At 68.8% G+C, this 19,975-nt stretch carries 17 protein-coding genes; 11 read left to right on the top strand and 6 right to left on the bottom strand.

Translation table 11 applies throughout. From position 1 onward, the window contains the following. The first annotated feature begins 9 nt into the window (after positions 1-9). Positions 10-894, top strand: a complete 885-nt coding sequence (bioC, locus tag HH110_RS00805; RefSeq protein ID WP_176987891.1) for a malonyl-ACP O-methyltransferase BioC — start codon at positions 10-12, stop codon at positions 892-894. Positions 895-946: 52 nt separating this feature from the next. On the opposite strand, the gene HH110_RS00800 is transcribed toward bioC, so the two are convergent. Both HH110_RS00800 and HH110_RS00795 read right to left on the bottom strand, forming a co-directional pair. After that, positions 947-1,561 (bottom strand): ElyC/SanA/YdcF family protein, encoded by a 615-nt coding sequence (locus HH110_RS00800; protein WP_176987890.1) that lies wholly within the window; start codon positions 1,559-1,561, stop codon positions 947-949. After that, positions 1,546-2,505, bottom strand: a complete 960-nt coding sequence (locus HH110_RS00795; RefSeq protein WP_176987889.1) for a pyridoxal-phosphate dependent enzyme — start codon at positions 2,503-2,505, stop codon at positions 1,546-1,548. The genes HH110_RS00800 and HH110_RS00795 overlap by 16 nt, the downstream gene beginning before the upstream one ends. 147 nt (positions 2,506-2,652) lie before the next feature. Between HH110_RS00795 and HH110_RS00790 the strand changes: the two genes are divergently transcribed. From HH110_RS00790 to HH110_RS00750, 9 genes are all read left to right on the top strand, one after another. Beyond that, the gene (locus HH110_RS00790) at positions 2,653-3,186 is read left to right on the top strand and encodes a hypothetical protein (RefSeq protein WP_176987888.1); all 534 of its coding nucleotides are present in this window, start codon (positions 2,653-2,655) and stop codon (positions 3,184-3,186) included. Positions 3,187-3,676: 490 nt separating this feature from the next. After that, positions 3,677-5,566, top strand: coding sequence for a tRNA uridine-5-carboxymethylaminomethyl(34) synthesis enzyme MnmG (mnmG, locus tag HH110_RS00785; protein WP_176987887.1), 1,890 nt, complete (start codon positions 3,677-3,679; stop codon positions 5,564-5,566). A gap of 60 nt (positions 5,567-5,626) precedes the next feature. After that, a complete protein-coding gene (locus HH110_RS00780) occupies positions 5,627-6,157 on the top strand; it encodes a gamma carbonic anhydrase family protein (protein ID WP_176987886.1) in 531 nt (176 codons plus the stop codon). Between the two features lie 121 nt (positions 6,158-6,278). After that, positions 6,279-6,968 (top strand): RDD family protein, encoded by a 690-nt coding sequence (locus HH110_RS00775; RefSeq protein ID WP_176987885.1) that lies wholly within the window; start codon positions 6,279-6,281, stop codon positions 6,966-6,968. Further along, positions 6,965-7,957 (top strand): stage II sporulation protein M, encoded by a 993-nt coding sequence (locus HH110_RS00770; protein ID WP_176987884.1) that lies wholly within the window; start codon positions 6,965-6,967, stop codon positions 7,955-7,957. The genes HH110_RS00775 and HH110_RS00770 overlap by 4 nt, the downstream gene beginning before the upstream one ends. After that, positions 7,947-9,638 (top strand): DUF4129 domain-containing protein, encoded by a 1,692-nt coding sequence (locus HH110_RS00765; RefSeq protein ID WP_176987883.1) that lies wholly within the window; start codon positions 7,947-7,949, stop codon positions 9,636-9,638. The genes HH110_RS00770 and HH110_RS00765 overlap by 11 nt, the downstream gene beginning before the upstream one ends. Beyond that, positions 9,635-10,813 carry a DUF4350 domain-containing protein gene (locus HH110_RS00760; protein WP_176987882.1) on the top strand — a complete coding sequence of 393 codons (1,179 nt, stop codon included), beginning with the start codon at positions 9,635-9,637 and terminating at the stop codon, positions 10,811-10,813. The genes HH110_RS00765 and HH110_RS00760 overlap by 4 nt, the downstream gene beginning before the upstream one ends. Beyond that, positions 10,810-11,823, top strand: coding sequence for a MoxR family ATPase (locus HH110_RS00755; RefSeq protein WP_241696355.1), 1,014 nt, complete (start codon positions 10,810-10,812; stop codon positions 11,821-11,823). The genes HH110_RS00760 and HH110_RS00755 overlap by 4 nt, the downstream gene beginning before the upstream one ends. A 31-nt stretch (positions 11,824-11,854) precedes the next feature. Next, a complete protein-coding gene (locus HH110_RS00750) occupies positions 11,855-13,153 on the top strand; it encodes a DUF58 domain-containing protein (RefSeq protein ID WP_176987881.1) in 1,299 nt (432 codons plus the stop codon). Positions 13,154-13,177: 24 nt separating this feature from the next. Here HH110_RS00750 and HH110_RS00745 read toward each other — a convergent pair whose 3' ends face one another. From HH110_RS00745 to HH110_RS00735, 3 genes are read right to left on the bottom strand one after another with little or no spacing between them, the layout of a single operon-like run. Next, positions 13,178-13,837: a hypothetical protein gene (locus tag HH110_RS00745; protein ID WP_176987880.1), complete on the bottom strand. Its 660-nt coding sequence runs from the start codon at positions 13,835-13,837 to the stop codon at positions 13,178-13,180. After that, the gene (locus tag HH110_RS00740) at positions 13,837-15,015 is read right to left on the bottom strand and encodes a glutathionylspermidine synthase family protein (RefSeq protein WP_176987879.1); all 1,179 of its coding nucleotides are present in this window, start codon (positions 15,013-15,015) and stop codon (positions 13,837-13,839) included. Before HH110_RS00740 ends, HH110_RS00745 begins: the two co-directional genes overlap by 1 nt. A gap of 3 nt (positions 15,016-15,018) precedes the next feature. Beyond that, positions 15,019-15,582: a DUF1190 domain-containing protein gene (locus tag HH110_RS00735; protein ID WP_176987878.1), complete on the bottom strand. Its 564-nt coding sequence runs from the start codon at positions 15,580-15,582 to the stop codon at positions 15,019-15,021. Positions 15,583-15,786: 204 nt separating this feature from the next. On the opposite strand from HH110_RS00735, the gene ilvD reads away from it, so the two are divergent. Continuing rightward, a complete protein-coding gene (gene ilvD / locus HH110_RS00730; protein ID WP_176988456.1) occupies positions 15,787-17,625 on the top strand; it encodes a dihydroxy-acid dehydratase in 1,839 nt (612 codons plus the stop codon). A gap of 122 nt (positions 17,626-17,747) precedes the next feature. On the opposite strand, the gene dinG is transcribed toward ilvD, so the two are convergent. Beyond that, positions 17,748-19,850, bottom strand: a complete 2,103-nt coding sequence (gene dinG / locus HH110_RS00725) for an ATP-dependent DNA helicase DinG (RefSeq protein WP_176987877.1) — start codon at positions 19,848-19,850, stop codon at positions 17,748-17,750. Positions 19,851-19,975: the final 125 nt, after the last annotated feature.

Raw genomic sequence — 19,975 nt, 5'->3', positions numbered from 1 at the left:
GAGTACCCCATGACGTCCAGCTTCGATCCCCATCACGTCCGCCGCGCCTTCTCGCGCGCCGCCAGCAGTTACGACGCCGCCGCGGCGCTGCAGCGCGAGGTGGAAAAGCGCCTGCTCGAATCGCTGGACTACCTGGAAAGCCGCCAGCCGCAGGTGGTGCTCGATGTCGGCAGCGGCACCGGCCACGCCAGCGCCGTGATGAAGAAGCGCTGGCCGAAGGCGCAGGTGATCGCGCTCGACCTGGCCCAGCCGATGCTGCGCGAGGCGAAGAAGCAGGCCGGCTGGTGGAAGCCGTTCTCGCGCGTATGCGGCGATGCGCAGGCGTTGCCGGTGCTGGACCAGAGCGTGGATGTGATCTTCAGCAACCTGTGCCTGCAGTGGGTGGAGGATCTGCCGGCGGTGTTCGCCGGGTTCCGCCGCGCGCTCAAGCCCGGTGGCCTGCTGCTGGTCTCCACGTTCGGGCCGGAAACCCTGATCGAACTGCGCGATGCGTTCGCCGCCGCCGACGACGTGCCGCATGTCAGCCGCTTCGCCCCGATCGCGCAGTTCGGCGATGCGCTGATGATGTCCGGCTTCCGCGATCCGGTGCTGGACCGCGACCTGTTCACCCTGACCTACGACGACCTGACCGCGCTGATGCGCGAGCTGCAGGCGATCGGCGCCACCAACGCACGCCAGGACCGCCGCCACACCCTGACCGGGCGCGGGCGCTTCGATGCCGCGCGGGCGGCGTACGAGCCGCTGCGCCGCGAGGATGGCAAGCTGCCCAGCAGCTGGGAAGTGATCTACGCCCATGCCTGGGCACCGGAGGGCGGCGCGCCGATCCGCGAGCGCGGCCACGATGTCGCCACCGTGCCGATCTCGGCGATTCCGATCCGTCGGCGGACGACGTGATGCGCCGGCGTCTGGCCGGCGCTACGGCGTAGGGCCGGGGCGAAGCGCTGCGCTAGGACGCCGGAAACAGGTCGCGGTGGAAGAAGTAGATTTCCTGCGCCAGGAACCGCCAGCTGGTGTGGAAGCTGCGGAAGCGCGTGCTCGGCGTGGACGAGGCCAGCGCATCGATGCCCAGTTCCCGGCACAGGCGCAGCGCGCGCGCCATGTGCAGCGGATCGCTGACGATGATCACGCGGTGCAGCTTGCGCTGGTCCATCAGTCGCCGTGCTTCGATCAGGTTCTGCCGGGTGGTGCGTGAGGCGGTCTCGATCAGGATCGCGTCATCCGGTACGCCCTGCTTGAGCGCGTAGCGACGTGCCACCTGCGATTCGGAAAAGCGCGCGCCGGTGCCGCCGTAGCCACCGGTGAAGATCAGCAGCGGCGCATAGCCCTGCTGGTACAGATCCAGGCCGTGCCGGATGCGCTCTTCGAACACCGGCGAGGGCTTGGCGTCATACGCCGCCGCACCGAGCACGATGATCGCGTCGGCCTTCTGTGCCTGGTCGCGCTCGCCGATCCAGACAATCCACGCCGTGACCCCGAGCAGCCACACGGCCAGCACGATGCACAGCCGCCACAGCCAGCCGAAGAACCCCACCCCGGTGCGCCGGCTCATGCCGCGCTCCACGGCAGGGCGTCCAGGTCGACGTTGCCGCCCGACAGCACCACACCGACGCGTTTGCCGGCAAAGCGCGCCGGTTCGGCGAGGATCGCCGCCAGCGCGATCGCGGAGGACGGCTCGACCACCTGCTTGAGCACCTGCCAGATCAGCCGCATCGCGGCGATGGTGGCGTCATCGGCCACGGTGATCACCTGCGCCGCGCCGTGCAGCAGTGCGAAGTTCGGCGTGCCCAGCGTGCCACGCAGGCCATCGCAGACGGTATCGGGGGTGAAATCGATGCGGCGCTCGCCGGCCTCCAGCGAGCGCGCCGTATCGGCGGCCCCCAGCGGTTCGGCCAGAACCAGCCCGGTCGCCGGGGCGACCGCCTGCAGCGCCAGCCGCGTGCCCGAGGCCAGGCCACCGCCGCCCACCGGCACCACCATCATGTCCACGCCTTCGGTGGCGTGCAGCAGCTCCAGCGCAGCCGTGCCCTGGCCGGCGATCACCCGGGCATCGGTGTAGGGATGCACCAGGGTCGCCCCGGTTTCGGCCTGGACCTGCGCGCACATCGCTTCGCGCGCGGCGATCGAGGCATCGCAGCGCCACAGCGTGGCCCCGTGGCGACCGATGTTGGCCAGCTTGGCCGCCACGGCGCCCTCGGGCACGATCACATGGCAGGCAATGCCGCGGGTACGCGCGGCCAGCGCCAGGGCGGCGCCATGGTTGCCGGAGGAGTGGGTGACCACCCCGCGCCTGGCCTGGTCATCGTCCAGCGCCCAGACGGCATTGCACGCGCCGCGGAACTTGAAGGCTCCGCTGCGCTGCAGGTGTTCGGCCTTGAAGAAGATCGTGGCGCCGGTCATCGCATCCAGCGTGCGCGAGCGCAGCACCGGGGTCACGCAGGCGTGCGCGGCAATGCGCGCCGCCGCCGCCAGCACGTCGTCAACACAGGGCAAGGGTGAATCGCTCATGACGCAAGATTAACGTATGCCCCACGGCCACATGCGCCCTGATGAACGTGTCAGCATGGCAACCATTCATTCGGATCGGGCCGAGTTAAGGGCCGATTCAATGCCGTGGGCCGAAGCTGGCCCTACAGCCCTTTGGGGGGACCCATCATGAAAATGCGCCTTGTTCTTGCCGGTGGCCTGTTGTTGGCCCTGTCCGGCTGCGCGACGTACGACTATGTCGGCGGTGGCGGTGGCGGCAGTGGCTACTACCACGGCGCACCGTCGGTCGAGTACCGCTACCCGGCCGGCTATCCCTATGGCTACGGCAGCGGCTACTACGGCGGTGGCGGGTATTACGGTTATGGCGGCGGCTATGGCGGTGGTTACGGCTACCCGGTGTATCGCCCTTATCCGAACTACCGTCCGCCGCACAATCATCGCCCGCCGCCGCGTCCCGGCAACGGCAATGGGGGTCATCCGACCCGTCCGCCGGATCGTCCGCGTCCGACCAACGGCGGCTCGCCGTGGCGGAACATGGATTCGGTGGGTGGCCCGCGCCGACCGCAGCAACAGCAGCAGCAGCGACCCTCGCGTCCGCCGCAGGCACGCCCGGCCCAGGCCCCGCGTCCGGCTGCGCCGAGGATGAACGGCTCCCCGTGGCGGAATCTCAACAATGCGAACCAACGCACAGTTGAGCCCTGAGATCGCTTGATTTTCACGCGCCCGGCGGTTCACTCTAGCCGGGCGGTGACTGCCACGGTCACAAAGTGTCAAAAGCGACAAGTGGCGTCACATTCGGCTCTATGTCGATATCCGCCAGGAACATCTGGATCCCCCCTGTTCCGGCCCTGTCGGATGTCGGCACCTTAAACGCAGAAGGCCCCGCTACTGGCGGGGCCTTCTGTATTTGGGCCACCGGCCCGGCCGGGAACGGCAAAAAAACAGGGCCGGCAGTCCCCCGACTGCCGGCCCCTCTGCTTCCCCACGATGCGCTTGGACCGGCCCCTGTTCCAATTCCGGTCCGTTGCGCACAAGGCGCATGCCATCCTGGGTGCTATTGGGTTATCTGCAGAAAACGTGCCAACTTGAGGGTGGATTTCATGGCCCCCGACGAATGGCGCTAAAATCGCCACCCGCGCCCTGTCGCCAGGGCTGATCCGGGCCGCCCGGCCCCGTCCCGAGCTCCTCCGCCATGACTGACTCCTTCTACCGCTACGACGTGATCGTCATCGGCGGCGGCCACGCCGGCACCGAGGCCGCGCTGGCGGCCGCGCGCAGCGGTGCGCGCACCCTGCTGCTGACCCACAACGTGGAAACGATCGGCGCGATGAGCTGCAACCCGGCCATCGGCGGGATCGGCAAGGGCCACCTGGTCAAGGAGATCGATGCCCTCGGCGGCGCGATGGCGCATGCCGCCGACCGCGCCGGCATCCAGTGGCGCACGCTCAACGCCTCCAAGGGCCCGGCTGTGCGCGCCACGCGCTGCCAGGCCGACCGCAATCTCTACCGCATGGCGATCCGCCAGATCGTCGAGGCCCAGCCCAACCTGACCGTGTTCCAGGCGGCGGTCGATGACCTGATCATCGAAGGCGACGCCGTGCGCGGTGCGATCACCCAGACCGGCCTGCGCTTCAGCGCGGCGGCCGTGGTACTCACCGCCGGTACTTTCCTAGCCGGCAAGATCCACGTCGGTGAAACCCAGTACGCCGCCGGCCGCATGGGCGACCCGCCGGCGACCACGCTGGCCGCGCGCCTGCGCGAGCGCCCGTTCGTGCTCGACCGCCTCAAGACCGGCACGCCGCCGCGCATCGATGGCCGCTCGCTGGACTACAGCCTCATGGAAGAACAGCCCGGCGACGACCCGCGCCCGGTGATGTCCTTCCTTGGCAGCGTGGCCGAGCATCCGGCGCAGGTCAGCTGCTGGATCACCCACACCAGCGAGCGCACCCACGAGATCATCCGCAACGCGCTGCACCGTTCGCCGCTGTACAGCGGGCAGATCGAAGGCATCGGCCCGCGCTACTGCCCATCCATCGAGGACAAGGTGGTGCGCTTCGCCGAGAAGGCCAGCCACCAGATTTTCGTCGAGCCCGAAGGGCTGGACGTCGTCGAGATCTACCCCAACGGCATCTCCACCTCGCTGCCCTTCGATGTGCAGCTGGAGCTGGTGCGCAGCATGCGCGGCTTCGAGAACGCGCATATCACCCGGCCGGGCTACGCGATCGAGTACGACTTCTTCGATCCGCGCGGGCTGAAGAACACGCTGGAGACCAAGACCGTCAGCGGCCTGTTCTTCGCCGGCCAGATCAACGGCACCACCGGCTATGAAGAGGCCGCCGCGCAGGGCCTGCTGGCCGGCCTCAACGCCGCCCGCTTCACCCGCGACGACGCCGGCTGGTGCCCGCGGCGCGACGAGGCGTACCTGGGCGTGCTGGTCGACGACCTGATCACCCATGGCACCAACGAGCCGTACCGCATGTTCACCAGCCGCGCCGAGTACCGGCTGCAGCTGCGCGAAGACAATGCCGACGTGCGCCTGACCGGCCCCGGCCGCGAACTGGGCCTGGTGGATGACCGTCGCTGGAGCGCGTTCCAGACCAAACAGGATGCCGTCGCACGGGAAACCGCGCGCCTGCGTGCACTGTGGGCAACGCCGGGCAATGCGCTCGGCCGCGAAGTGGAGGCCACCCTGGGCGTGGCGGTCAGCCGCGAAACCAACGTGCTGGACCTGATCAAGCGTCCCGAACTGGATTACGCCACGCTGATGCAGGTGCCCTCGCTCGGGCCGGCCGTGGCCGACGCCAAGGTCGCCGAGCAGGTCGAGATCGGGGTGAAGTACGCCGGTTACCTGGACCGCCAGCGCGATGAGATCGCGCGCCAGCAGCGCCACGAGAACACCGCCATCGCCGCGGAGTTCGATTACGCCGGCGTGCGCGGCCTCTCGGCCGAGGTGCAGCAGAAGCTCGAACGGGTGCGGCCGCAGACCATCGGCCAGGCCCAGCGCATCCCCGGCATGACGCCGGCGGCGATCTCGCTGCTGCTGGTGCACCTGGAACGCGCGCGTCGCAGCAGAGTCGCGTAACAACAGCGCCCGGTATCATGACCCCGCGCCCAGCAGGGCGCGTCATTGCCTGGAGCCCGCATGCCCCCGATCCGCCCCTTCCTCGACAAACTCCCCGCGCTCGGCGAGCGCGTCTACATCGACCCGGCCTGCACGATCATCGGTGACGTGGTGCTGGGCGATGACGTCTCGGTGTGGCCGGGCACGGTGATCCGCGGCGATGTGAACCACGTGCGGATCGGCGCGCGCAGCAACATCCAGGACGGCACCATCATCCACGTCAGCCACCACAGCCCGTTCAACAAGGGCGGCTACCCGACCCTGATCGGTGAAGGCGTGACGGTCGGCCACGGCACCATCATCCATGCCTGCACCATCGGCGATTACTGCCTGATCGGCATGGGTGCCTGCATCCTCGATGGCGCCAAGGTGGGCACGCACGGTTTCCTCGGCGCGGGCGCGGTGCTCGGCCCCGGCAAGGTGGTCGGCGAAGGCGAGCTGTGGCTGGGCAACCCGGCGCGGCTGGCGCGCAGGCTCAGCGACAAGGAGATCGAGTCGCTGCACTACTCGGCCGATCACTATGTGCGCCTGAAGGATCAGTACCGCGGTTGATTGCGGTAAAGTCCTCAGCCGACCAGGAAGCAGTCGAGACCCGCATGCCCCCGCTGGCAGACCGGAGAGGAATCCGGCGTCCCCTGTGGCCTTCCGTACGATCCACCGTGACGTGCCGCCGATGAGCGCGCCCATGCTGGACACCTACCGGGAGGTCATCACCCCCGAAGGCGTGCCCCTGCACCTGCCCGTGGCCGGTCCGTTGCCGCGTGCGCTGGCCTGGGCGATCGACTTCGTGATCCGCATCGGCGCGCTGATGATCCTCAGCATTCCGCTGGCCTTCCTCGGGGGCTTCGGCCAAGGCCTCTACCTGGGCCTGATGTTCCTGTTGCTGTGGGCCTATACCATCGTCCAGGAAGCGTGCTGGGGCCGCACCCTGGGCAAACGCGCCATGGGCCTGCGCGTGGTCGCGCGCGATGGCGGACCGATCGGCTGGATGAGCGCGATCACCCGCAACCTGCTGCGCACCGTGGACATGCTGCCGTTCGGCTACGCGCTCGGCCTGCTGTCGAGTCTGTTCGATGCGCATGGCCGCCGTCTCGGCGATCTGGTCGCCGGCACCGTGGTGATCCACCAGGGTGCGCCGCCGCTGGGCGGCAGCGTGCCGGTCGGCAGCGTGCTGGTGCCACCGCACCCCTTGCAGCCGGCCGAGCAGGCGGCCGTGGTCGCCTTCGCCGAGCGTGCGCCGCGGCTGTCGACCCCGCGCCAGCAGGAGCTGGCCGATATCGCCGCGCCGCTCACCGGAAGCCGCGGCCAGGTCGGCGTGCTGCGCCTGTATGCGATGGCCAACTGGCTGTTGGGACGCCGATGAGACAGGAACAGTTCGTCGCCCGCTACCAGGCCGAATGGCAGGCGCTGGAGCAGTGGCTGACCCAGCGCGGCGAGCATCCACGGCAAGCACGTCGGCAATCCGCCCCCGAAGGCCTGGACGACGGTGATTTCCCGCAGCGCTACCGCCGCCTGTGCCAGCAGCTGGCACTGGCGCGCCGACGCGGTTACAGCCCGCAGCTGGTCGCGCGGTTGCAGCAGCTGATGCAGCAGGGCCACACCCTGCTCTACCGCACGCCGCGACCGCAGTGGCAGCGCGCGCTCGCCTTCCTGTTCGCCGACTTCCCGCAGCTGGTGCGCAGCCAGGCGCGCAGCATGTGGGTGGCCGCGGCCTTGTTCGTGGTGCCGCTGGTGGGCAGTTTCGCGCTGGTGCTGTGGCGCCCGGAGCTGATCCACCTGCTGCTGGACAACGCGCGCATCGCCGAATTCGAGCGCATGTACGATCCGGCCTCGCCGAACCTGGGCCGCGACAGCGGCACCAACTGGACCATGTTCGGCTACTACATCATGAACAACATCAGCATCGGCCTGCGCACGTTCGCCTTCGGGTTGATCGCCGGCGTCGGCACGGTGCTGGTGATGCTGTTCAACGGTGTCGGCATCGGCTCGGTCGCCGGCCATCTGCAGCACATCGGCCACGGCGATCCGTTCTGGCGCTTCGTGGCCGGCCATGGCGCGTTCGAGCTGACCGCGATCGTGATCGCCGGCGGCGCCGGCCTGCAGCTGGGCATGAAACTGCTCGCGCCCGGTCGCCGGCGGCGCATCGATGCGCTGGTCGAGGGCGGCGTGATCGGGGCCAAGCTGTGCGTGGGGGTCGCGGCGATGCTGCTGATCGCCGCCTTCATCGAAGCCTTCTGGTCCTCGATCGCGGCGATCCCGGCCTGGGGGAAATACAGCGTGGCCGCGGTGCTGTGGACCACGGTGTTCGTCTGGTTGTGGCGCGGTGGGCGCGGGGCGGCCGATGCAGATTGATCGGCTCAACGTCGTGCTGCGCGCACGCTCGGGCTGGGAAGCCATGGAGCTGGGCATGGCCCTGGTGCGCCGCCATGCGGCCGCGGTCTGGGCCCCCTGGCTGGCCGTGTCGCTGCCGGTGTTCGTGCTGCTCAACGCCGTGGCGTGGTGGACCGACAGCTTCGGCTGGGCCTGGCTGGCGATGTGGTGGCTCAAGCCGCTGTTCGAGCGCATCGCGCTGTACGTGATCTCGCGCGGGGTGTTCGGCGATGCGTCGACGACCCGGCAGACCCTGCGCGCGCAGCGCTCCTGGGGCTGGCAGGGCTTCTGGGGTTATCTCGGCTGGCGACGCCTGAGCCCGCTGCGCTCGGTGCTGCTGCCGGTCAACCTGCTGGAAGGTGCTGATCCGGCGCATCGGCGCCAGCGGCGCCAGCGGCGCCGTGCGATCGCCGGGGGCGCGATGGGCCATGCGCTGCTGCTCACGCTGGTGTGCATGGTGTTCGAGATCGTGCTGGTGGCCGGCGGCATCGCGGCGGTATTCCTGTTCATTCCGGTGGACCTGCTGTCCGAATCCTGGCGCGCGGCGTGGGAGCTGGCCAAGCAGGACATGCCGGCGTGGATGCAGCTGGGCGTGAACCTGCTGTTCTGGGTCGCGGCCACGGTGATCGGTCCGTTCTACGCCGGCGCGGGCTTCGGGCTGTACCTGGACCGGCGTACGCAGATGGAGGCGTGGGATCTGGAGATCGCCTTCCGGCGCCTGCGCGTACGGCTGCAGCAGGCGGCGCCGTTGCTGATACTGGCCCTGGTGCTGATCTGGCCGGGCGCGGCGCTGCACGCCCAGCAGGTGCCGCCGTCGAACGCCAAGGGCGCGGTGGCGGCACCGGCCGATGGTACGCCGTCGCTCGAGGACGGCCTGGCGCCCGCCTCCGATGCGGCCGACGCCGCTGACGAAGACGGCGAAGAAGTAGACGAAGAAGACGATCCACCGCTGACCTACGACAACGATCCGGCCAACACACCGGTCGGCATCTTCGGCGGCGATGCGGTGGATACGGCCGGCTTCCGCCAGGCCGTGCAGCGCGCGTACGAAGACCCGCTGCAGAGCCCGACCCGCGAGGTGACCGAGTGGAAGCGCACGGACACCGACGCAGTCGATGTCGAGAAGGCCAAGCGCGAGGCCGCGACCAAGGGCACCTCTCAACGCGGTGCCAAGGGTCCGTTGTTGCCGGCACAGATCGCCGAGTGGACGCTGTGGGCGTTCGTGGGGCTGCTGGTGGTGCTGCTGCTGGCCACCGCGCCGCGCTGGCTGCCGTGGCTGCGCGGCTCTGGCCAGCGCCGTCGCGCAACGGCGACGGCGGTCGTGGAAGACGCGATCCGGATACCGGACGTGGCACCGCCCGATCCCGCCGCACGTGCGCGTGCGCTGTGGCAGGAGGGACGCCCCCGCCAGGCGCTGGCGTTGTTGTATCGCGCCAGTGTGGACACCATGAGCGAACGCGCGCAGGTCAGCCTGCCACCGGGGGCCACCGAAGCGCAGTGCCTGCGCGCCTCGCGACGGATGCCGGTCGAGGCCGACCGCAGCCTGTTCGCGCGCATCGTGCGGGTCTGGCAGTACGCCGCCTATGCGGGCCAGTTGCCGAGCGATGACGACTTCGACACGCTGGCCTCCACGCTGCAGGCCCAGTTCGGGTGGCGCGCATGAGCGCCCGCCTGCGCTGGCTGCTGGTTGGCCTCGTGCTGCTGGTGATCGCGGTGCCGCTGGCGATCCTGTTCCTGCGCACGCACGAGCGGGTGACCGAAGTGGAACGCCTGCCCCCGCAGGGCGAAGCGAGCTACAACCCTCTGTATGTGCTCGGCCAGGCGCTGCGTGCGGACGGCCTCACGGTGCAGTCGCGACCGCGCCTGGACCTGACCCGGATGCCGTTGGCGCCGGGCGATACCGTCGTGCTGCTGCAGGACAGTGCGGAGGTCCCCGCACCCGCCGTGGCCGCCCTGATGGCCTGGGTGGCACGCGGCGGGCATCTGATCGTGCGCACGCCACCGATCGGCAAGGACGACGCGCGCAACGGGCCGCTGCTGGAAGCGCTCGGCGTGGACAGCGAAGGCCAAGAGAGCTATTGCCAGCCGTTCCACGTGCGCGATGACCCGCAGCATGTCGAGTTCTGCAATGGACGCCGCTTCGCGGTCGCGCCGCCCACCGGCATCACGCTCGAGCGGGGCTGGGGAGAAGAGGAAAGCCGGGTCTTCGCCCGCCTGCGCCACGGCCATGGCCGCATCGATGTGCTGGCCGACATGGCCTTCATGCACGGCAAGGGCCGACCCAACCCGGCGGTCCCCCCGAACGCTGCCAACGCGATCATCGATGGCCTGCACGACAAGGCGCACCGCGATCTGACCCGTTACGTGCTGGCGCCGAACCATGGCAAGGGCACGATGTGGCTGGTCTACGCCTCCCGTCCGCCCTCGCTGTGGAACCGCGTGTTCTACCTCGGCTGGCCGGTGTGGGCACCGTTGCTGCTGGCCCTGCTCGGCTGGCTGTGGCAGCGTGCGCAGCGGCTGGGCAGCGAACTGCCTTCGCTGCCGGCCGAACGCCGCTCCCTGCTGGAACACATCCGCGCCAGCGGCGAGCACCTGTTGCGCTTCGGCAAAGCGCCGCTGTTGTACGACGCGGTCCGCCGTGCCTTCCTGGCTCGCCTGCGACGGCGCTCACCGACGGCCGCCGCGCTGGCCGGCGAGGCCCAGGTGCACACCATCGCCACGCTGCTGCAGTGGTCGCACGCACGCGTGCAGACCGCCTTGACCCCACCCGCTTCCCACGACGTCGCCGGCCTGCGCGACCGCATCCGCCTGCTGATCCAGATGAGAAACCTGCTATGACCGAGCCGACGCTTCCGCCGCCGCTGTCCCCTCCTGCCGTGACCGCGCCGCCGTCGCCGTCGCCGTTGTCCGAGCGCGTCGATGCCGTGCGCGACGCCGTCGGCCGCGCTTTCATCGGCCAGCCCGAGGTGCTCGACCAGATCCTGATCGCCCTGCTGGCCGGTGGCCATGTGCTGATCGAAGGCGTTCCCGGGCTGGGCAAGACCCTGCTCGTGCGTGCCCTCGCCCAGGCGCTGGAGCTGGACTATGGCCGCGTGCAGTTCACCCCGGACCTGATGCCCAGCGATGTCAGCGGCCATGCGGTGTACGACCCGAAGACCGAGAGCTTCAAGATCCGTCGCGGCCCGGTGTTCACCAACCTGCTGCTCGCCGATGAAATCAACCGCGCCCCGGCCAAGACCCAGTCGGCCCTGCTGGAAGTGATGCAGGAAGGCCAGGTCACGATCGAGGGCAAGGCGTTCGCACTGACCCCGCCGTTCCTGACCCTGGCCACGCAGAACCCGGTCGAGCAGGAAGGCACCTACCCGCTGCCCGAAGCGCAGCTGGACCGCTTCCTGCTCAAGGTGCTGATCGATTACCCGACGCTGGACGACGAGAAGCGCATGGTCGATGCCATCACCACCGGCCGCAGCGCGGCCGACTTCGATCTCTCGCAGGTGCCACGCGTGCTGAACGGGGCCGAGGTGGTCGCGCTGCAGCAGGCGACCGCGGCGATCACGGTCGATCCGGAAGTGATCGACTACGCGGTGCGTATCGTCGCCGCCACGCGGCAGTGGCCGGGTATCGCGCTCGGTGCCGGCCCCCGCGGCAGCATCGCGCTGGTGCGTGCGGCGCGTGCGCAGGCGGTGCTGTCCGGCCGTGATTTCGTCACCCCCGACGACGTGCGCGACATCGCCAAGCCGGCATTGCGCCACCGCATCGCCTTGGCACCGGAACTGCAGATCGAAGGACAAAGCGCCGACGATGCACTGACCGCACTGCTGGCCAAGGTGGACGCACCACGCAAATGAGTGCACGCGCCGTCCATCGCGGGCGACCGGCATGAGGCCGGGACCGCTGCTGCTGGCACTGCTGGCCGGCTGGGGCCTGCTCGGCGTGCCGGTGGTGCTCGGTGCCTGGCCGCACGCGGCCTGGTGGGCGATCGGTGCCGGCGTGGGCCTGATCGCACTGGTGGACCTGCTGCGCCTGCGCCGCCAGCCCTCGCCCAGCGTGCACCGCGCGCTGCCGGAGTCGCTGGCGCTGAACGTCGAGCGCGAGGCCACGCTGCGGCTGGAATCGAGCCGGCACCAGCGCGTGGAGGTGTTCGATCTGGTGCCCGGTGGCTGGGCCCTGCAGGGCCTGCCGCGTGCGCTGGCGCTCAAGCCGATGGTCAGCAGCAGCGTGGCGTATCGGCTGACGCCCACCGCGCGTGGCCGCTTCGTGTTCGAGGGCGTGCACCTGCGCGTGCACAGCGCCTGGCGGCTGTGGCATCAGCGGCGGCAGCTGCCGCCCGCGATGACGGTGCGCGTGTACCCCAACTTCGCACCGCTGACCCGCTTTGCGTTGTTCAGTGCCGAACAGGCCTCGCGCCTGGTCGGTGCCCACCTCAAGCGCCGTCGCGGCGAAGGCACCGATTTCCACCAGATGCGCGAGTACCGCATCGGCGACAGCCTGCGCCAGATCGACTGGAAGGCGACCGCGCGGGCGCGCAAGCTGATCTCACGCGAATACCAGGACGAGAAGAACCAGCAGCTGGTGCTCATGATCGACACCGGCCGGCGCATGATGGCCAGCGAAGGCGGCCTGTCGCACTTCGATCATGTGCTCAATGCAGCGCTGGTGGTCTCCTACCTCGCGCTGCGCCAGGGTGACGGCGTGGGCCTGTTCGCCGCCGGTGGCGAAAGCCGCTGGGTCGCACCGAAACGCGGCATGGGCACCATCGATACTCTGCTGCGCGCCAGCTACGACCTGCAGGCGCAACCGGTCGCCACTGATTACCTCGCCGCGGCCACCGAGCTTTCGCTGCGGCAACGCCGGCGCTCGCTGGTGATGCTGGTCACCAACGTGCGCGATGAAGACATCGAAGACCTCCTCGCGGCCGTGCGCCTGCTGCAGCGCCAGCACCTGGTGTGCGTGGCCAGCCTGCGCGAACGCGCGCTGGACGATGCGCTGGCCCAGCCGGTGGAGACCCTGCAGGACGCCACCCAGGCCGGTGCGATCGCCCGCTACCTGCAGCAGCGCAGCGACGCACATGACGCGCTGCGCAGCCATCGGGTGATGGTGCTGGACGTCACCGCCGATGCGCTTCCCGGCGCGCTGGTGGAGCGCTATCTGGCGGTCAAGCGGGATGGGTTGTTGTAACGCGTACCGACCAACGGTCGGTACCTACTCAGCGATGCGGGCGCTGACGATCAGGCGCGTTATCGCCTTCTGCACGACCGCACGATTGCGGGCAAGCTTCATCCACCCCGGCAGGCGGGAGAACATTGAACGATGCACGCCACGGCTTTCGCGCAGTGACGCGTTGACGTAATCCAGAAGGGCCTGCAGATGCGCTGTGTTGTACGCCCATAGCAGACCGGCGCGGGTCGGCTCGACCAGGCGCAGGGGTAGGCCGAAATGCGGATCGGCCGGGTCCCCAGCCCGCAGTGGGCGTACCGTGACGCTGACCTCGCTGCTGCGCCCGCATTGCGCGCACTCCGCAGGCAACGTGCCCGGCACCCCGGTGGTCGCAGATGGTCGGTGCTGGTGTACGGACAGCCATTGATGTCCGCAGTGGCCACAGGGCCGACGCCCATCCAGGCGGACCGGGCCCACCCAGGGGTTGTCGACGCTGTCCAATGCCGCGCTGCAACCGGTGCAGCGGAAGCGTGCGGTCCAGCGATACGGTGCCCAGCTCGCCAGCACCCAGCCAGGCGTATCGCAGCGGTGGCAGCGTACAGCCACGCGATCGGCAAACGCCTGCAGGCTGCGGCCGTCATCGAAGTGACGGCCGGCAACAGGTGTTGTGCGCCCGCGCGAGCCGGGCCGACGTTGAACAGCCATCAAAGATAGATACGCGTCGGCGCTTCGTCGATGATCGCGTGCGGTACGAAGCGGGCGCTGTCGCGGGTGATCCGGCTGTTGTCTTCGCGGATGCCCATGCCACAGGCCTGGTCGCCCACGATCCAACTGCCGATCAGCGGATAGCCGCCATCGAACGCGGTGAGCGGATGCGCGGCCTGGCGGATCGCCGGGCCGGTGTAGGGGCCTTCGCTTTCCTGCCAGCTGCCGTCGGCCAGGTGCATGGCCACGTTGGCGCCCTCGCGCGAGAACAAGGGCTTGCGCACCCAGCCGCGCGGCAGCTCGCTGCCGTCGTCGAACTCGGCGGCGAGCAGGTTCGGGTGGCCACGGTGACGCTGCCACAGCAGCGGCAGCACGCCCTTGTTGCTGAGGATCGCCTTCCAGGCCGGTTCCAGCAGCTGCACGCCCGAGGCGGGCAGCGCCTGGCCGAACGACTCTGTCATCAGGTCTTCCAGCGGGTACAGCTTGAACAGGCTGCCGATCACGGTGTCGTCGAGCGCGGTGAAGCGCCCGTCCTCGGACAGGCCGATATCCTCGATCGCGATCGCTTCGCCACGCAGGCCGGCCTGGGCCGCACAGTCGCGCAGGTAGGCGACGGTGCCCTGGTCTTCTTCCGAAGCACCGACCGCACTGAAATACAGCGGCGGCGGCAACTGGGCCGCCAGTTCGCCGAAACGTTCGACCAGCGCCTCATGGATCGCGTTGAACTGATCGGCATGCGGCGGCAACCGGTTCTGGTTGCGCTGGTCCTCCAGCCACTGCCACTGGAAGAACGAGGCCTCGAACAGCGAGGTGGGCGTGTCGTAATTCAGCTCGTACAGCTTGGCCGGGCCGCTGCCGTCGTAGGCGAAATCCAGCCGCCCATACAGATGCGGCTCGCGGCGGCGCCAGCTGTCCGCGATCCAGTCGCGGAACTGCGGCGGGATCGCCAGCTGGTCCATCAACTGCTGGCTGCCCACCACCTCGTCGACCAGATCCATCGCCATCGCATGCAGCTCGGCGCTGGGATCTTCGATGTCCTGTTCGATCTGACGCAGGGTGAAGGCGTAGTACGCGGTTTCATCCCAGTACGGCAGGCCATCGATGGTGTGGAAACGGAACCCCGACTCTTCGGCCCGGGCGCGCCATTGGCTGCGCTCGGCGATACGCACGCGCTGCATCGATCAGCCGCCGACGCTGCTGCGGTTGCTGCTGGTGTTGCCGAAGCCACCGCGGCTGGCGGTGACCGCCCGGTTCGGGGTGGCATTGACCGGGGCCAGGCCGGCCTTGCCGGCGCCGATGCCGCTGGCGGTGTTCATGCCACCGGTCGACGGACCCGGGCGTGCCCAGCCCTTGGCCTTGTCCTGATAGGCCGGGCTCGCGGCCGGCTGCTGGGCCAGGCCTGCGCCGCCGCGGTTGCTGAGCATCTGCGACATGAAGAAGCCCATCATCATCGGGCCGATGAACGAATGGCCGGTGGAGGTCTTCTGTTCCACGCACTGCTCGGCGTTGTACTCGGCTTCGCAGGCTTCACGCGAGGCGTACTTGGGGGCGGCATCGGCAGACTGCTTCTGCGCTTCGGCAAAGGCCGTGCGGCAGCTGGACGGATCGCCGGTGGCTTCGGTACAGGCCTGCACCGAGGTGTAGAGCCCTTCCTGCACCTGCACGGCCTCGTTCTTCTGGCAGGCGGTGAACAGCAGCGGCGCAGCGCTCATCAGCAGCAGCGCAGTGGTCCTGGAACGTTTCATGGCGTCATGCCCCCTAATACGGTTATCTCCCCAATCATGCCTGATCGGGGCGAACAACCAAAACCGGCAAAGTCCAAAACATGAACAGCGTTTCAGGATTCGATCGCGCGGCAGCGGCGAAGGTGGTTGCAAACGCAACCGGAATTTTTCGGCAGAATCGAGGTGAAACGCGCCCCCACGGCCCGCCAGATCCTGCCAGCCACCATGCCTGAATACCGCTCCCGCACCTCCACCGCCGGCCGCAACATGGCTGGTGCACGCGCCCTGTGGCGCGCCACCGGGATGACCGACGGCGACTTCCACAAGCCGATCATCGCCGTCGCCAACTCGTTCACCCAGTTCGTGCCCGGCCACGTGCACCTCAAGGACCTGGGCCAGCTCGTGGCGCGCGAGATCGAGCAGGTCGGCGGCGTGGCGAAGGAGTTCAACACCATCGCGGTGGATGACGGTATCGCCATGGGCCACGACGGCATGCTGTATTCGCTGCCCAGCCGCGAAATCATCGCGGACTCGGTGGAGTACATGGTCAACGCGCACTGCGCCGATGCGCTGGTGTGCATCTCCAACTGCGACAAGATCACCCCCGGCATGCTGATGGCCGCGCTGCGCCTGAACATCCCGGTGGTATTTGTCTCCGGTGGGCCGATGGAAGCGGGCAAGACGCGCCTGTCCGAGCACAAGCTGGACCTGGTCGATGCGATGGTGATCGCCGCGGATGAAAGCGCCAGCGATGAGAAGGTCGCCGAGTACGAGCGCAGCGCCTGCCCTACCTGTGGCTCGTGTTCGGGCATGTTCACCGCCAACTCGATGAACTGCCTGACCGAAGCGCTGGGCCTGTCGCTGCCCGGAAACGGCTCGACCCTGGCCACGCATGCCGACCGCGAGCAGCTGTTCCGCCGCGCCGGGCGACTGATCGTGGAGCTGTGCCATCGCTGGTATGGCGGTGAGGAGATCGGTGCCCTGCCGCGTGGCATCGCGACCCGCGCGGCGTTCGAGAACGCGATGACGCTGGATATCGCGATGGGCGGTTCCACCAACACCATCCTGCACCTGCTGGCCGCCGCGCAGGAGGCGGAAGTCGACTTCGACCTGCATGCCATCGATGCGCTGTCGCGCCGTGTGCCGCAGCTGTGCAAAGTCGCGCCGAATACCCCGAAGTACCACATGGAGGATGTGCATCGAGCTGGCGGTGTGTTCGGCATCCTCGGCGAACTCGCGCGCGGGGGGCTGCTGCATACCGACGTGCCGACCGTGCACAGCCGCACCCTGGCCGAGGCGATCGCGCGCTGGGATGTCGCGGTGAGCACCGATGAAACGGTGCACGACTTCTTCCGTGCCGGGCCCGCCGGCATCCCGACCCAGGTCGCCTTCAGCCAGGCCACGCGCTGGCCGACGCTGGACGTGGACCGTGCCGAAGGCTGCATCCGCGCCGTGGCGCATGCCTATTCGGCCGAGGGCGGGTTGGCGGTGCTGCGTGGCAATCTGGCCGTCGATGGCTGCGTGGTGAAGACCGCCGGCGTCGATGAATCGATCCATGTGTTCGAAGGCAACGCGCGTGTGTTCGAAAGCCAGGACGCCGCCGTGGCCGGCATCCTCGCCGACACGGTAGTGGCCGGCGACGTGGTGGTGATCCGCTATGAAGGCCCGAAGGGCGGCCCGGGCATGCAGGAAATGCTGTACCCGACCAGCTATCTGAAATCCAAGGGCCTGGGCAAGCAATGCGCGCTGCTCACCGACGGTCGTTTCTCCGGCGGCACTTCGGGCCTGTCGATCGGGCATGCCTCGCCGGAAGCGGCCTCGGGCGGCACCATCGGCCTGGTCCGCGACGGCGACCGCATCCGCATCGACATTCCCGCACGGCGCATCGATCTGCTGCTCGATGACGCCACGCTGGCCGCACGCCGCGCCGAGCAGGATGCACTGGGCTGGAAGCCGCGCGAGGCCCGCCCGCGCAAGGTCACCGGCGCGCTGAAGGCCTATGCGTTGCTGGCCACCAGTGCCGACAAGGGTGCGGTGCGGGACCTGGCGAAGCTGGAAGAGTAGGTCCACGCCATGCGTGGACGCGTGCAGTTTCAGGCTGCGGCGCGTTCTCATCGGAGAGCAGCCACGCACGGCGTGGCTCTACCGTTGTGAACGCCACGACCCCGTGGCTGTCTGATGCATCCCTACCCGATCACCCGCTTGAACGGCGGCAGTGAATCGATGATGCGCTTGCCGTAGCGGCGGGTCAGCAGCCGCGAGTCGAGGATGATCACGCGGCCGGTATCGGTGGAGGTGCGGATCAACCGGCCGGAGAACTGGGTGAGCGTACGCAACGCGTGCGGGATCGCGATCAGGTTGAAGGCGTTCAACCCGCGGCTTTCGAACCACTCGCTCAGGGTGGAGGTCTGCGGGTCGGTCGGGACCGCGAACGGCACCTGGGTGATGACCACCGTGGTGCAGGCTTCGCCCGGCAGGTCGAGGCCTTCGCCGAAGGAATTAAGCCCGAACAGCACCGAGCCCTCGCCGGCCGAGGTACGCCGCAAGTGCTCGTCGATCATCTTCTGCTTGGCGGTTTCGCCCTGCACCAGCACCTGTCTGCGCTGCGCGGCCGGCATCAGCTCGGCCACCTTTTCCATCTTCCAGCGCGAAGTGAACAGCACGATGCTGCCCTTGTCCCAGTCCAGTTCCTTGACCAGGTACTTGGCGATTTCCTTGGGGTGACCTTCCTTGTCATCCGGGGTGACCGGGAATGCCGGCACGATCAGCTGCGCCTGGTTGGGCAGATCGAACGGCGACGCGAGCGAGACCATCTCGGCCTCGGCCGGAATGCCGTTGTCGATCGCCAGCGCCTGGAAGTCCCCGCCGCCGGTGAGCGTGGCCGAGGTCATCACCACCGAATCCACTTCATCCCAGAGCAGCTTGCGCAGCACGTTCGCGGCCGAGACCGGCGAGCCATGCAGGACCAGGTCACCATCGCGCGAGAGGGTGATCCAGCGCGCGGTCGGCGGCTGGCCGTCCTTGTCTTCGCGGCGCCAGCCGGTCCACAGGTTGTGCTGCTGCTCGATCATCTCCAGCGCCATGCCGAGGTTGCGCTGCAGGCGCTCGCGCGCGGCATCCTCGGGCTTGCCCTTGGCCACCTGGGTCAGCGCGGCGTGCGCCCAGTTGAACAGCGCGCGGGTATCGTCGGCGATGGCCTCGATATCCGGCATCCAGATCTCCGGCAGGCGACCGTTCGGGGCGCGCCACATCGGCTCCTGCGCGGACGGGTCCGGCCGCCAGCTGCGGTCGATCACGTCGCGGAAGGCCTTGAGCTGCTTGCTGACCTTGGCGGCGGCCTCGATGGCCTCGTTGGGCAGCAGGTTGCCCAGCTTGTCCTTGTCCACCGCGCGGTAGGACGCGGCGATCAGCACCTGCAGGCGGCCGGTACGCTTGGCCATCTCGTCCAGCGCGAGGCTGGCCGCGCCTTGGTCGATGGCGACGTTGCCGATGTGATGGCCTTCGTCGAGGACCAGCAGCATGTCCGACGGCGGCGCGATCAGCGGCTGGCCGTTGTCGCTCTCCCCGATCGACAGCGCCGACAACAGCAGCGCGTGATTGGTCACCACGATCTGCGCCTCGCGCACCGTGTTGCGCGAGCGCAGCACCGCACACTGCGCGGAGTAGGCGCACTTGCGCCCGGCGCAGCCCGAGGCCGGCGTGGTGATGCGCGAGCGCAGGGTGTTGCTGATCGTTTCCGGGGCGTTGTCCAGGTCACCGTTCCAGCGGCCTTCGAGGAAGGCCTTGCTCAGCGATTGCGCCAGGTCCATTTCAATCGGTGCCAGCGGGCGATCGAACAGCGGCTGCTCGTCCTCGAACATGCCTTCCTGCGCGCCGTCGCCATGCGCTTCGGCGGCATTGCGGGTGCACAGGTAACGGGTGCGGCCCTTGGCCAGCGCCACGGTCGCTTCGATGCCGGTGGCCTTGAGGAAATTGGGGATGTCGCGCTCGACCAGCTGCGACTGCAGCGCCACGGTGCCGGTGCTGATCACCAGCTTCTTCTTGGTCGCCAGCGCGATCGGCACGCCGGCGGTCAGGTAGCCCAGCGACTTGCCGACGCCGGTCGGCGCTTCGACCACGCCGACGCCGCCACTGTGCGAAAGCGCACGCGACACCACGCCGATCATCTGGCTCTGCGAGCGCCGGGTACTGAAGCCGGGCGTATTGGCCTGCAGCTTGGCGTAGGCGTCGCGGATGCCGGCCTTGAGCTCGTCGTTCAGGGCGCGGGGGGCTTCAACTTTTTCGGTCACGCCGGGGGACTGCCTGACTGGATCACGGTCCCCATTTTCTCACGACCCGGGTGCCGTGACCGGCGCCATTTTCCGCGCCGGTTCATATCCGTGACGCGGCCCACGCGAAAGGTGTGGACCACGAC

It is taken from the genome of Stenotrophomonas sp. SAM-B, from assembly GCF_013387485.1.
Classification (GTDB): Bacteria; Pseudomonadota; Gammaproteobacteria; order Xanthomonadales; family Xanthomonadaceae; genus Stenotrophomonas; species Stenotrophomonas maltophilia_AA.
This window is presented reverse-complemented; position numbering and strand designations above follow the sequence as displayed.